Origin of the sequence: Luedemannella helvata (assembly GCF_039528415.1) — a bacterium.
GTDB lineage: Bacteria > Actinomycetota > Actinomycetes > Mycobacteriales > Micromonosporaceae > Luedemannella > Luedemannella helvata.
On record NZ_BAAALS010000032.1, the window covers coordinates 1 to 12,578 of the forward strand.

A 12,578-nucleotide genomic window follows, 5' to 3' on the forward strand; every position below is an offset into this window, starting at 1 on the left:
CAACCCCGAGCCGCCTGACCAGCACCACAGGTTCATTTTCGAGTCAACGTCGGCTCGGCGGCGTGCGCGGTGCGTGCGACGTCCAGTGCGGCGAGGAGGGCGGCGCGCAGCGTCGCGGCGCGGGTGGCGAAGTCGCGTTGGTGGCGCACGTACTCGGCGCGGCCCTCGGGGGTCTCCACCGCGACCGGTGCGACACCCAGGTCGGCCAGGTCGTACGGGCTCGCGCGCATGTCGAGCGTGCGGATCTCACGGGCGAGCGCGAAGCAGTCGGCGACCAGCTCCGACGGTACGAGCGGGCTGAGCTTGTAGGCCCACTTGTACAGGTCCATGTTGGCGTGCAGGCAGCCGGGCTGCTCGTTGTCGTGCTGGGTTTCCCGGGTCGGGGTCAGCTGGTTCAGCGGCCGGGCCGGCGCCGTGAAGAACCGGTACGCGTCGAAGTGGCTGCACCGGATGCGGTTGGCCTCCACCACCTCCGCGGTGGCCGCCGGGGTCAGCCGCAGGGGCCAGGCGTTATGGCGTACCTCATCCTGGGTCTGCCGGTAGACCATGGCCCACTCGTGCATGCCGAAGCAGCCGAACTGGGCCTCCCGGGTGGCGGTGCGGCGCAGCAGCTCCGTGATCCACCTCGCCGAGTCGCCGCGGCGGTCCAGGACCGCGGCCGTGTCCAGCGTCACACCCCCGCCGGTGGCCACATAGAACGGGCCGAACCCGGCCGGGTCCGCGCCCCGCAGGGTCACGCCGGCCCCGGGATGCCAGCGGCGCAGTTGGGCGGGCCGGTGGGAGTAGTACGTGAACAGGAAGTCGTGCACGGGGTGCTTCGCGCCGCGCTTGCGGCGGGCCAGGTGCGGCGCGATCCACTCGTCGACGCGGCGCTCGTGCGCCTCCTGGCGAGCCCGCCAGGCCGGCTCGGAAAGCGCGTCATTCACCCCTCGACGGTAGCCCAGCGGTCGCGCGCCGTAGATTGGGCGGCGTGCGTATCGCGAGGTTTGCCCACACCGGCGGGATGTCCTTCGGCGTCGTCGAGGGGGAGCCGGGCGCCGGGCCCGAGGCCCTGACGGTCGCGGAGATCGAAGGCCACCCGTTCAAGGACATCACGTTCACCGGCGAGCGGTGGGCGGTCGCCGACGTGCGGCTGCTCTCGCCCATCCTGCCCAGCAAGGTGGTCTGCGTCGGCCGCAACTACGCCGAGCACGCCGCCGAGATGGGCAACGAGGTGCCCAAGGAGCCGTTGCTGTTCCTCAAGCCCTCCACGTCCGTCATCGGTCCCCACGACGTGATCCGGCTTCCGCCGCAGTCGTCGCGCGTGGAGCACGAGGCCGAACTGGCCGTCGTGATCGGCGTCACGGGCGCCCGCCGGGTCGACCGCGCAGGCGCCGCCCGGGCCATCTTCGGCTACACGTGCGCCAACGACGTGACGGCCCGCGACCTGCAGAAATCGGACATCCAGTTCACGCGCGCCAAGGGCTTCGACTCGTTCTGCCCGATCGGCCCGTGGATCGTCACCGGACTCGACCCGGCGGACCTGGAGGTCCGCTGCGAGGTCAACGAGGAGGTGCGCCAGCTCGGCCGCACCAAGGACATGATCTTTGACGTACCGACGCTGATCTCGTACATCTCGCACGTGATGACGCTGCTGCCCGGCGACGTCGTGCTCACCGGCACCCCCGCCGGCGTGAGCCCGATCGTGGCCGGCGACGTGGTGTCGGTGCAGGTGGAGGGCGTCGGCTCGCTCGACAACCGGGTCGCGAACCTGGAGGCGTGATCTGGCCCCCGGTACCGGTTTGGGATCCTGCCGGGGTGTCAGGTAAAGTTCTGCACCGGTGCGGCTCGCACCGATGGGGTATGGGGTAATTGGCAGCCCAACTGATTCTGGTTCAGTTAGTCTAGGTTCGAGTCCTGGTACCCCAGCGGCCGATGCCACGCGCATCGGTGCTGGTATGTTGTGCAGCACCACGGTTTGGTTCTGGTCCCGTCGTCTAGCGGCCTAGGACGCCGCCCTCTCAAGGCGGTAGCGAGGGTTCGAATCCCTTCGGGACTACCAGCGAAAGGCCCAGCCCAATCCCTCCGGGGATGAGCTGGGCCTTTTCCATGCCCGCGTCGGCACGGGCGGGGGGCCCCTGGCCAACGCCGTGATTGGCCCTACGTGCCGAATTCGTCGGGAAGTTCGGTACGCGATTGCCCCTGGTGCGGTGAGCACCCGACGGCGAGACGGGCGACATGGTGGCGCGTCTCGCGGGATCCGCGCGGTATCCCGCGGATCCCGCAAGACGGCAGAGGAGCGACTGTCAGGCCAGGATGAGGCGGAGCAGGCCCGAGGTGGTGTCGGCCGAGGTGGCCTGGACCAGAGCGACCGACTTCACCGGGATCGGGTCGTCCCCGGCCTCCGCGAACGCCGACGCGTCCACGAAGACGACCACGTTCGCGCCGTCCGGGCCGCCGGCGGTGGCCCGCTGGAACTCGGGTTTGTCGCCGAGCGTGCCAGCGCCGGGGGTGTAGCCCGGGGTGGTGAGCGTGACGGTGCTGCCCTGCGGCTCGATCACGCCCGCCAGTGGGCCCCAGGTACGGAGCGTGTCGTTCAGCGTGGTGGCCGCGCTTGCCGAGGTGGTCTCCGCGACGATGCGGGCGGCAGCCTTCTCCGGCACCCCGTTGACCGCGATCGTGATCGAGGCGCCGGACAGCGCCGTGACGACCTTCTTGATCTCTTCCTCGGACGTGTCGGCCGGTGTGTTGCCGGGGTCCCGCGCGAACGATCCGCCCAGCAGGTCCTCCAGCCGCTTCTCCTCCGCCCTGGTCAACCGCTCCTTCGCCAGCAGCTTCTGCAGCTCCTTGCGCTCGGCCTCGGTGAAGCCCGGCGGACTGCCCGACGGCACGTCGGCGTCGTCGGGGTCGAATTCCGCGCCCGGCATCCCACCGGTCGCGCCGAGGAGGCCGAGCACGCCCAGGCCGCCGAGGCCACCGAACAGCAGGCCGCCCATGTTGTTCGCCGCCAGCGACAGCTCGGGCAGTTTCGTGGCGGCGGCGATCTGGGTGTCGCCGGGCAGCGCGGACACGCGGGCGAGGGCGTCGCCGCCGCCCGCCGGAAGGGTGTCGACCGGCAGGCCGGTGAGGTGGTAGCGGGCCTCGAACCCGTCGGTCGTGGCCCGTACGCCGAGCACGAGCGTGCCGCGCAGGTCACCCAGCTGGACCATGGATCTCTCGCCGGCGGTCTCGGCCAGGTCGCCGATGGCACCGAAGTCGGTCCACAGCGTGATCAGCTGATCGTCGTCGAGGCGCTGCACCGCGTCCCGGAACGCGGGCGCGTCCGCCAGCGGGCGCTTCGCGGCCTCGTCCGCGGCGGTGGTCGCGGCGGCCTGCGCGTCGCCCTCGCCGATGACGATGAGCGCGCCGCCGTCGCGGACGACGTAGCCCAGGTCGACGTCCTTGACGGCGGCGTCCACCCGAGAGAGGCCGTCGGCCGCCTTGCCGTCGTCCGTGGTGGCGGCCGAGATCAACGCGAACGGTTCGTCCTTGCCGTTGGGCAGCACGCTGATCGCGAGCCGCTTGTCCAGCCAGCTCATGATGTCGCGCTTGATGTCGACGCCGTCCAGCCCGGCGTCCTTGAGCCACGACTCGAGGAGGGCCTTGCCGTCCTTGGCTCCCTCGGGCAGGTCGGCGGCCAGCTTGAGGAGCTTGATCTGCTGTTCGAGGCTCGCCGCGAGGTCCAGTTCGGCGAACGCGACCACGGTGGCCGGCGTGAACTGCGCGGGCCGCTTGCCGCCGCCCAGCATCGTGGCCGCGTAGGCGCCCACACCGGCGAGCAGGGCGAGCGTGACGACCGCGGCCGCGATGACCCGGCCGGCGCCGAGCCGCCGGCGCCGGGGCGGCAGCTCGGTGGTCAGCGTGTCCGTTCCGGTGAACGCCGGTACCTGTGCGGTGGGCGCGGGCCAGGAGGGCTGAGCGACCGGCAGCGGCGCGGTCGGGGCCGGCCACGCGGGGGTCGCGGCATTGTCCGGAACGGGTGGCGGGGTCGGACCCGGGAGCGTCATCAGCTTCCTTTCAGGGAAGGTGGAGACGCTGATGGTACGAAGCGACGGCGAGCACGCGCCGTCCGATCAATCGAGCTGGACCCATCGCCGTCCGAACGGCGGCAAAGTAGCGCCGAACGGGCGGGATCCTAGAGCCCGGACAGGCGCTGACCCGCGCGGACGACGGCCATGGCGTGGCGGTCGCCGGGGCGCCGGCCGAGACGCTCTATGGGACCGGACACGCTGATGGAGGCGATCACCCGGCCGGTGCGGTCGCGGATCGGGGCGGAGACGCTCGCCACACCGGGCTCGCGCTCGGCGACGCTCTGCGCCCAGCCGCGCCGGCGCACCTCGGCCAGGGTGCGGCCGGTGAACTTGCACCGGGGCAGCAACGGCATGACGGCCTCCGGCGGCTCCCAGGCGAGCAGGATCTGGGCGGCGGAGCCGGCCGTCATGGGCAGGACCGATCCGACCGGGACGGTGTCGCGCAGCCCGCTGACCCGCTCGGCCGCGGCGACGCAGACCCGCTCGTCCGCGCGGCGCAGGTAGAGTTGAGCGCTCTCACCGGTGGCGTCCCGTAGCGCGGTCAGCATCGGGCCGGCGGCGGTGAGGAGGACATCGGGAGCGGCGTTGGCCAACTCGCCGAGGCGCGGCCCGGGGCGCCAGCGACCCTGTGCGTCACGAACCAGCATCCGGTGTATTTCGAGGGCCTGTGCGAGACGGTGCGCGGTCGCCCGGGGCAGCTTGGTCCGCTCGACGAGTTCGGCCAGGCTGGCGCCGTCGACACATGCGCCGAGAATCACTACCGCCTTGTCGAGAACGCCGACTCCGCTCATACTGTGTCCCACGCGGTGAAACATACCTCCCAAACTTTAGGATGTCCAGATGGTGGGAGCCACGAAGTCCAGCGGGCGCACGCTCGCCGAAAAGATCTGGGACGCGCACGTCGTACGGTCAGCGGACGGCGAGCCGGACCTGCTCTACATCGACCTGCACCTGGTGCACGAGGTCACCAGCCCCCAGGCGTTCGACGGCCTGCGCATGGCCGGCCGGCCTGTGCGCCGCACCGACCTCACGCTGGCGACCGAGGACCACAACACGCCCACGGACAACCTCGTCAAGATCCTTGACCCGGTGTCCCGCACCCAGATCGAGACGCTGCGGCGCAACGCGGCCGAGTTCGGCGTGCGGCTGCACTCGCTGGGCGACTCGGAGCAGGGCATCGTCCACGTCATCGGCCCGCAGCTGGGCGTGACCCAGCCCGGCATGACGATCGTCTGCGGCGACTCGCACACGGCCACCCACGGCGCCTTCGGTGCGCTGGCCTTCGGCATCGGCACCAGCGAGGTCGAGCACGTGCTCGCCACCCAGACGCTGCCGCAGAACAAGCCGAAGACGATGGCGGTCAACGTGGTGGGCGAGCTGGGCCCCGGCGTCACCGCCAAGGACCTCATCCTGGCCCTCATCACCCAGACCGGCACCGGCGGCGGCATCGGCCACATCGTGGAGTACCGGGGCGAGGCCATCCGCAACCTCTCCATGGAGGGCCGGATGACGATCGCCAACATGTCGATCGAGTGGGGCGCCAAGGCCGGCCTCATCGCGCCGGACGAGACCACGTTCGCCTACCTCAAGGACCGCCCGCACGCGCCGCAGGGCGCCGAGTGGGACGCCGCCCTGGAGTACTGGCGCGGGCTCGCCACCGACGAGGACGCGGTCTTCGACACCGAGATCACGCTCGACGCGAGCGCCGTGACGCCGTTCGTCACCTGGGGCACCAACCCGGGGCAGGGCGCGCCGTTGTCGGGCGTCGTGCCGAACCCGGCCGACTTCGTCGACGCGAGCGAGGCCAGCGCGGCCGAGCGGGCGCTGGCGTACATGGACCTGGCGCCGGGCACGCCGCTGCGCGACATCGCCGTGGACGTGGTCTTCGTCGGTTCCTGCACCAACGGCCGCCTGGAGGACCTGCGGGCCGCCGCCGACGTGCTGCGTGGCCGGCGGGTCGCCGAGGACGTACGGATGCTCGTGGTGCCCGGGTCGGCCAAGGTGCGCGCCGCCGCCGAGGAGGAGGGTCTGGACAAGATCTTCATCGACGCGGGTGCCGAGTGGCGGTTCGCCGGCTGTTCCATGTGTCTGGGCATGAACCCCGACACCCTCTCGCCGGGCCAGCGCTCGGCCTCCACCTCGAACCGCAACTTCGAGGGCCGGCAGGGTCGGGGCGGGCGTACCCACCTGGTCTCGCCGCCGGTCGCGGCCGCCACCGCCGTCGCCGGGCGCCTCGCCGCCCCCTCGGACCTCTGACCAGGAAGGCTCAGCTTCGATGGAGAAGTTCACCGTCCACACCGGCACCGCCGTACCGCTGCGCCGTTCCGACGTGGACACTGACCAGATCATCCCCGCGGTCTACCTCAAGCGGGTGACCCGAACGGGATTCGCCGACGGGCTGTTCAGCGCCTGGCGGGCCGACGAGTCGTTCGTGCTCAACAACCCGGCCCACGATGGTGCCACGATCCTGCTGGCCGGGCCCCAGTTCGGCGTCGGCTCCTCGCGGGAGCACGCCGTCTGGGCCCTGCAGGACTACGGCTTCCGGACGGTCATCGCGCCGTCCTTCGGCGACATCTTCCGCAACAACGCCCTCAAGGGCGGCCTGCTGCCGGTGGTCCTGCCGGACAAGCAGGTGGCCGAGCTGTTCGACCTGGCCGAGTCCAACCCGGCCGCCCAGATCACCGTCGACCTGGTCGAACAGCAGGTGCGGGGCGAGGATTTCGCCTGGTCGTTCACGGTGGATCCGCACAGCCGGTGGCGCCTCATGGAGGGCCTTGACGACATCGGGCTGACGCTGCGTCACGCCGATGCCATCAGCGAGTTCGAATCCAGCCGGCCGACTTTTCTGCCGCGGGTGGCTTAGCCACAGCGGTTTCGGGGCATCCTCCCGGACAGCCGTACGCGGGAATCCGTTGCGACCCAACGGATTCTTTTTGGCCATATGTTTGTGTCCGGCCCCGTAAGGGATTAGCGTGCGCGAAGAATGGCTGTTTGTGAAACAGCAATGTACGGGAGGGAAACCGTGAACAAGGCCGAGCTCATCGATGCGCTCGCCGGTCGACTGGGCGACAGAAAGTCCGCGACCGCCGCGCTCGACGCAGTCCTCGCTGAGATCCAGGCCGCCGTCACCAAGGGTGACAAGGTGGCCATCACCGGCTTCGGCGTCTTCGAGAAGCGGGTGCGGGCAGCCCGCACGGCCCGCAACCCGCGCACCGGCGAAGCCGTCAAGGTGAAGAAGACCTCGGTACCGGCGTTCCGCGCCGGCGCCAGCTTCAAGGACATGGTCGCCGCCGGCAAGGTGCCGAAGGCGGCGAAGGCGGCAGCGCCGACCAAGAAGGCGACGACGGCCAAGGCCGCGCCCGCCACGAAGAAGGCCACGGCCAAGGCCGCGCCGGCGAAGAAGAGTGCCACGAAGGCGGCCTCGTCGACGGCGAAGAAGACGACCACGGCCAAGACCGCCGCCAAGAAGGCCCCCGCGAAGAAGCGGTAGGGCGGCACAGCTACTCCGACGGGGTGGGTCCGGTACACGGGCCCGCCCCGTCGCCGTGTCCGGCTCAGGCACGCAGGCGATCCACCACGACCGCGCCGCCGGCCGCGAAGCCCACCTCCCAGCCGGCCCCCTTGTCGGTGGCGAAGTCGTCCACCCGGCGCCCGGTCAGCTCGCCCAGCAGCGGCGGCAGCAGCCCACCCTGGCTGCACACCACAGTGGACCGGCCGCCGCCCGCCAGGGCCCGCACCCTGCTGGCCGCCGAGACCGGGTCGGCCGCCTCGTCGAAGGCGGGGTCCACCTCGACCGGCAGTTCCAGAGTGGAGGCCAGCGGGCCCAGCGTCTGGAGGCACCGGACCGGGCTCGCGGAGACCAGCCGGTGGGGCCCGTACCAGTCCAGTGGGGCCCTGAGCGCCTCGGCGCGGGCCCGTCCGGCGGCGTCGAGCGGCCGTTCGGAGTCGGCTCCCGCAACGTCCCCACGCCGGCCCGCCGTGGCGTGCCGCAGCAGGATCACGACGCCCGTGTGCGCCGGTGCCGACCGGTACGCCTCAAGGACGGCGATGTCGTGCGCGTAGCTCAGCCGGGCGCCCGCCGCCGGGGGAGCGAGCCAGGCCACCTCGTCTATCTCGTCGCCCGGGGTGAAGCCCGTCTCCCCGCCGGGCGCCATCGTCCAGTAGTCGACCGTCTTGCGCGCCGGCCCGGCGGCGGTACCCACGGCGTAGCTGGCCGTTGTCAGGTACCGCTGGGGGACCGGGCGGACGCCGGTCTCCTCCCACACCTCGCGGCAGGCGGTGACGAGCGGGGCCTCGCCCCGGTGGGCCTTGCCCTTGGGCAGCGTCCAGTCGTCGTAGCGGGGGCGGTGGACGAGGGCGACGAGCCCGTCGCGGACGAGGACGCCGCCGGCCGCGCGGATGGGTCGGGGGTCAGTCATCGGTCTCCCGCAGCCAGCGGGTCAGGCGGCGCTTCGCGGCCCGCCGCCACGCGCGCGGGAAGTCCGAGCGGGCCGCCCGCGCGGCGGCCCGCTCGCGTTCGTAGAGCCGGCCGGCCGTCACGGCGAGGGCGTGGTCGTCGGGGTCGGCGGCCGCGATCGCCAGCCACGTCCGGGCGGCGACCACGGCGTCCTGATGCTCGCCGAGCACGTCCTGCACCGCCCCGAGCGCGGCGGCCAGGTCGCCGGCCGGGCCCTCCAGCGCGTCGGCCACGGCGTCGACCGCGTAGCGGGCCCGCTTGCCGTTGATCCGTACGGCGTGCCAGACCTCGTCGCGCGCCAACGGGTCCAGCCGCCCGGCGCCGGGCGCGCGGCTGCCGCCCACGGCCAGCCGGTGCCAGGGCTTGAGGACCAGGCCCGGTAGCGCGACCGTGGCGGGCTCGCCCGCGCGACCGGTCAGCCGCGGCTCGCGGGCGGCCGCCAGCAGGCGGTCGAGCAGCGCCACGTACCGGTCGTCGCGCATGGCGTCGTCGAGCCGGCGCAGGGCCTCGTCGTGCTGGGCGGCGAGGCGGGCGTCGATGCGTGCCACGACGGCCGCGTCCACCTCCGCGAGCGGGTCCGCCGCCGAGGTGTCGCGCAGGCGGGCCCGCAGCACCTCGGCGTCGCGCGCCGCCCCGAGCAGGTCGGCGAGCCAGCCCACCTCCGCGCGCAGCTCCTTGGCCCACCCCCGGTCGAGCAACGCGCGAAAGGTACGCAGGTTGGAGCGCAGCCGCCGGCAGCCCACCCGCATCTGGTGCACGGCCGTGTCGCCGTCGCCCACCCCCGCCCGTAGCCGCACCAACGGGTCGTGCGTGACGACGCGGGCGATGTCGCGGCGCAGCGCGGCGGTGACGACGTCGCCGGCGCTGGCCGCGCGCCCCGGCCGGTCCGGTGCCGGCCAGTCGGGCGGCCGCCGGGCCGCGTCGCCGAGGGCGCGTACGTGCTTGGGTACGAACTCGTCCGTGGCCCGGGCACCGGCCGCCAGCAGCGCCTCCGCCACCCGGTCGAGCAGGGCGCGCGGCCCCTCCTTGCGTTCGACCTCGACCTCGCGGAAGCCGGCCTTCTGCTCGCCCACGCGGACCGCGTCATCCACGACCTCGACCAGCATCGCGCCGTCGGCGTCGAAGAGCTGGTACGCCCGGCGCGTGGTGCGCACGGTCGCCGCGGGCGCGACGGGCGCACCCCGGGTCAGCGCGAGCACGAGGTCGAGCAGCTCCGCCGGCGGCGCGGCGGGCGGTCCCGCCCGGGAGATCTCGTGGCGGACGCCCGGCGTGCCCGTGGGCAGCTTGACCGTCCACGGTTCGTCGTCGCCCCGGCGGTGGCGCAGGGACGCGCCGGCACGGGCGAGGCGCAGGTCGTCCGTGTCGTAGTAGGTGGCCCGCAGGCGCAGCGGCGGTCGGGCGACGAGGTGTCCGCCGTCGGGCAGGCAGGGCTCGAGGTCGGGCAGCACGAAGCTGGCGTCGACCTCGTACTTGCGCTCTTCTTCCAGCATCGGTCAGTCGTGGCGGGCGACGATGCGGCGCAGCAGCGCGTCCTGCAGGTCGACGAGGGGCGCGTCGTCGGTCGCCACGCGCCGGTGCCACTCGCCGTACCGGTCGAGGTCGAAGCCGCTGGTCGCGTCGCTCATGCACGCGGTCAGTACGGCGTCGAGCTGTGCCTGCGCGTTGCGGTCCGTGATCTGCACCAGCGCCTCGACGCGCCGGTCGAGGTTGCGGTGCATGAGGTCGGCCGACCCGATCCAGAACTCCGCGCGGTCGCCCGTGCCGAACCGGAACACCCGGGAGTGCTCCAGGAACCGTCCGACGATGGAGCGCACCCGGATGTTGTCCGACAACCCGGGTACGCCGGGGCGCAGGGCGCAGATGCCGCGCACGATGAGGTCGACCGTGACGCCGGCACGGCTGGCCCGGTAGAGCGCGTCGATCGTTTCCTCGTCCACGATGGAGTTGACCTTGAACTGGATGAGCCCGGAACCGTTCGCGGCGGTCGCGGCGATCTCCCGCTCCACCCGCTCGATAAGGCCCGAGCGTACCCCGTGCGGGGCCACCAGCAGTCGGCGGTACCCGGTCTGTCGGCTGTAGCCGGTGAGCACGTTGAACAGGTCGGTGACGTCGGCGCCCACCTCGGGGTCGGTCGTGAACAGTCCGAAGTCCTCGTACATGCGCGCGGTCTTCGGGTGGTAGTTGCCCGTGCCGATGTGGCAGTACCGCCGCAGGTAGCCGCCTTCCTGCCGGACCACCATCGCCAGCTTGCAGTGGGTCTTGAGACCAACCATGCCGTAGACCACGTGGCAGCCCGCCCGCTCCAGCATCCGCGCCCAGCCGATGTTGGCCAGCTCGTCGAAGCGCGCCTTGATCTCGACGAGCACGACGACCTGCTTGCCGGCCTGCGCGGCGGCGATGAGGGCGTCGACGACCGGGGAGTCGCCGCTCGTCCGGTAGAGGGTCTGCTTGATCGCCAGTACGTTCGGGTCGGCGGCGGCCTGCTCGATGAAGCGCTGCACGCTCGTGGAGAACGAGTGGTACGGGTGGTGCACGAGGATGTCGCCGTCGCGCATGCGGGCGAAGATGCTGCGCGGCACCTCGCCCTCGGCGAACAGCGGATGCGTCGCCGGCTTCACCGGACGGTCCTTGAGGTCCGGGCGGTCGACCTCGCCGTGCAGCTGCCACAGCGCGGACAGGTCCAGCAGGCCCGGCACGCGCAGCACGTCGTGGTCGGCGAGCGTCTCGTCGAACGATCCCGCCAGCTCCCGGACGAGCAGTTGCAGCACGTGGTCGGAGATCGTGGCGGCGACCTCCAGGCGCACCGGCGGCCCGAACCGGCGGCGGGCCAGCTCGCGTTCGAGGGCCTGCAGCAGGTCCTCGTCGCGGTCGTCGTCGACCTCCAGCTCCGCGTTGCGGGTGACCCGGAAGACGTGGTGCTCCACCACCTGCATGCCCGAGAAGAGCAGCCCCAGGTGGGCCGCGATGAGCTCCTCCAACGGCAGGTAGCGCACGGCACGCCCGTCCCCGGCGGGAGTGCCGACGGCGATGAACCGGGGCACGTTGTTCGGCACCTTGATGCGGGCGAACAGCTCCGGCCCGCCGTCCGGGTCGCGCACCACCACAGCGAGGTTCAGCGACAGGCCTGAGATGTACGGGAACGGGTGCGCCGGGTCGACGGCGAGCGGCGTGAGGACGGGGAAGATCTGGTCGCGGAAGTAGGCCCGCAGGCGCTCGTGCTCCTCGTCGGCCAGGTCGGCCCACGTCAGGATCTCCACCCGCTGGTCGGCCAGTGCCGGCGCGATCTGTTCGGTGAAGCAGCGCGCCTGCCGCGAGACGAGGTCGGCCGTGCGCTCGGCGATCGCCCGCAGCATCTCCCGCGGCGTCAGCCCGTCGGGCCCGGGGGCCAGCAGCCCCATCTGCATGCGCCGCTTCAGGCCCGCCACGCGGACCATGTAGAACTCGTCGAGGTTGCTGGCGAAGATGGCGAGGAACTTGGCCCGCTCCAGCAGCGGCACGCTCGGGTCCTCGGCGAGGGTCAGCACCCGGGAGTTGAACTCGAGCCACGACAGCTCCCGGTTGAGGAACCGGTCGTCGGGCAGCGGTTCGTCGACCGCGCCGCCAGCGTCCGCCACGCCCGCCTCCCTCTCGTCCTTGGCCGCCACCGCCGCGCCGGGGGGCGAACCGCGCCCCGGATCGTCGTCGAGCTCGACCCACCCGGTCGGCTGGTCGGCGTCCGGGCGCGTGTTCGAGGCGGGCGGACCCGCGGGCGAACGGGTGGTTCGCCGCTGTTGCGGAGCGGACTGGGCGGGGGTGGCGCTCACCCGCTCATCATCGCCCCAAGGGGGTGAACGCGGGGTGAACTTGGGGTGACTATGCCAGCGGCAGCGTCAGAATAGCGATCTTAGTGATCGCCCCCGACGAATCCCTCTCCAGCCGTACCCGCTGGCCGAGGCGGAGCAGGCGTAGCCCGGACGAGGTGAACGCCGCCGCCGGGAAGGGCAGGGACGTGCCGTCGTCGAGCAGGACGGTGCCCGCCCCGGTCGCCTCGTCGAACGTGGCGACCGTGCCCTGCCGGGGCGACGCACTCATCG

11 protein-coding genes and 2 tRNA genes are annotated in these 12,578 nt (G+C 72.3%); 6 read left to right on the plus strand and 7 right to left on the minus strand.

Annotated elements, in window-relative coordinates:
• Positions 1–32 precede the first annotated feature (32 nt).
• Positions 33–926, minus strand: a complete 894-nt coding sequence (locus tag ABD191_RS24670; RefSeq protein ID WP_344086793.1) for a 3-methyladenine DNA glycosylase — start codon at positions 924–926, stop codon at positions 33–35.
• Positions 927–970: 44 nt separating this feature from the next.
• Between ABD191_RS24670 and ABD191_RS24675 the strand changes: the two genes are divergently transcribed.
• The 3 genes from ABD191_RS24675 (at position 971) to ABD191_RS24685 (ending at position 2,041) form a co-directional block, all read left to right on the plus strand.
• On the plus strand, positions 971–1,762 hold the full coding sequence (locus ABD191_RS24675) for a fumarylacetoacetate hydrolase family protein (RefSeq protein ID WP_344086796.1): 792 nt from the start codon (positions 971–973) through the stop codon (positions 1,760–1,762).
• A 74-nt stretch (positions 1,763–1,836) separates the two neighbouring features.
• Positions 1,837–1,908 (plus strand) — tRNA-Gln (locus tag ABD191_RS24680).
• A 57-nt stretch (positions 1,909–1,965) separates the two neighbouring features.
• Positions 1,966–2,041, plus strand: a tRNA-Glu gene (locus tag ABD191_RS24685).
• A gap of 244 nt (positions 2,042–2,285) precedes the next feature.
• Here ABD191_RS24685 and ABD191_RS24690 read toward each other — a convergent pair.
• Positions 2,286–4,025 carry a hypothetical protein gene (locus ABD191_RS24690; protein WP_344086799.1) on the minus strand — a complete coding sequence of 580 codons (1,740 nt, stop codon included), beginning with the start codon at positions 4,023–4,025 and terminating at the stop codon, positions 2,286–2,288.
• Between the two features lie 128 nt (positions 4,026–4,153).
• Entirely contained in the window at positions 4,154–4,840 is a 687-nt protein-coding gene (locus ABD191_RS24695) for an IclR family transcriptional regulator (RefSeq protein WP_344086954.1), read from the minus strand.
• 49 nt (positions 4,841–4,889) lie between these two features.
• Here ABD191_RS24695 and leuC point away from each other — a divergent pair, with 49 nt between their 5' ends.
• From leuC to ABD191_RS24710, 3 genes are all read left to right on the plus strand, one after another.
• Positions 4,890–6,305, plus strand: coding sequence for a 3-isopropylmalate dehydratase large subunit (leuC, locus tag ABD191_RS24700; protein ID WP_344086802.1), 1,416 nt, complete (start codon positions 4,890–4,892; stop codon positions 6,303–6,305).
• Between the two features lie 19 nt (positions 6,306–6,324).
• Entirely contained in the window at positions 6,325–6,912 is a 588-nt protein-coding gene (gene leuD / locus ABD191_RS24705) for a 3-isopropylmalate dehydratase small subunit (protein ID WP_344086805.1), read from the plus strand.
• A 159-nt stretch (positions 6,913–7,071) separates the two neighbouring features.
• Positions 7,072–7,539: an HU family DNA-binding protein gene (locus ABD191_RS24710; protein WP_344086808.1), complete on the plus strand. Its 468-nt coding sequence runs from the start codon at positions 7,072–7,074 to the stop codon at positions 7,537–7,539.
• Between the two features lie 64 nt (positions 7,540–7,603).
• Here ABD191_RS24710 and ABD191_RS24715 read toward each other — a convergent pair whose 3' ends face one another.
• The 4 genes from ABD191_RS24715 to ABD191_RS24730 are packed head-to-tail and all read right to left on the minus strand — an operon-like array spanning position 7,604 to position 12,576.
• Positions 7,604–8,467: an NUDIX hydrolase gene (locus ABD191_RS24715; protein WP_344086812.1), complete on the minus strand. Its 864-nt coding sequence runs from the start codon at positions 8,465–8,467 to the stop codon at positions 7,604–7,606.
• The gene (locus ABD191_RS24720; RefSeq protein WP_344086815.1) at positions 8,460–9,995 is read right to left on the minus strand and encodes a CYTH and CHAD domain-containing protein; all 1,536 of its coding nucleotides are present in this window, start codon (positions 9,993–9,995) and stop codon (positions 8,460–8,462) included. Before ABD191_RS24720 ends, ABD191_RS24715 begins: the two co-directional genes overlap by 8 nt.
• A gap of 3 nt (positions 9,996–9,998) precedes the next feature.
• On the minus strand, positions 9,999–12,308 hold the full coding sequence (locus ABD191_RS24725; RefSeq protein ID WP_425560848.1) for an RNA degradosome polyphosphate kinase: 2,310 nt from the start codon (positions 12,306–12,308) through the stop codon (positions 9,999–10,001).
• A 49-nt stretch (positions 12,309–12,357) separates the two neighbouring features.
• On the minus strand, positions 12,358–12,576 hold the full coding sequence (locus ABD191_RS24730; RefSeq protein ID WP_344086818.1) for a cold-shock protein: 219 nt from the start codon (positions 12,574–12,576) through the stop codon (positions 12,358–12,360).
• Between the last annotated feature and the right edge of the window lie 2 nt (positions 12,577–12,578).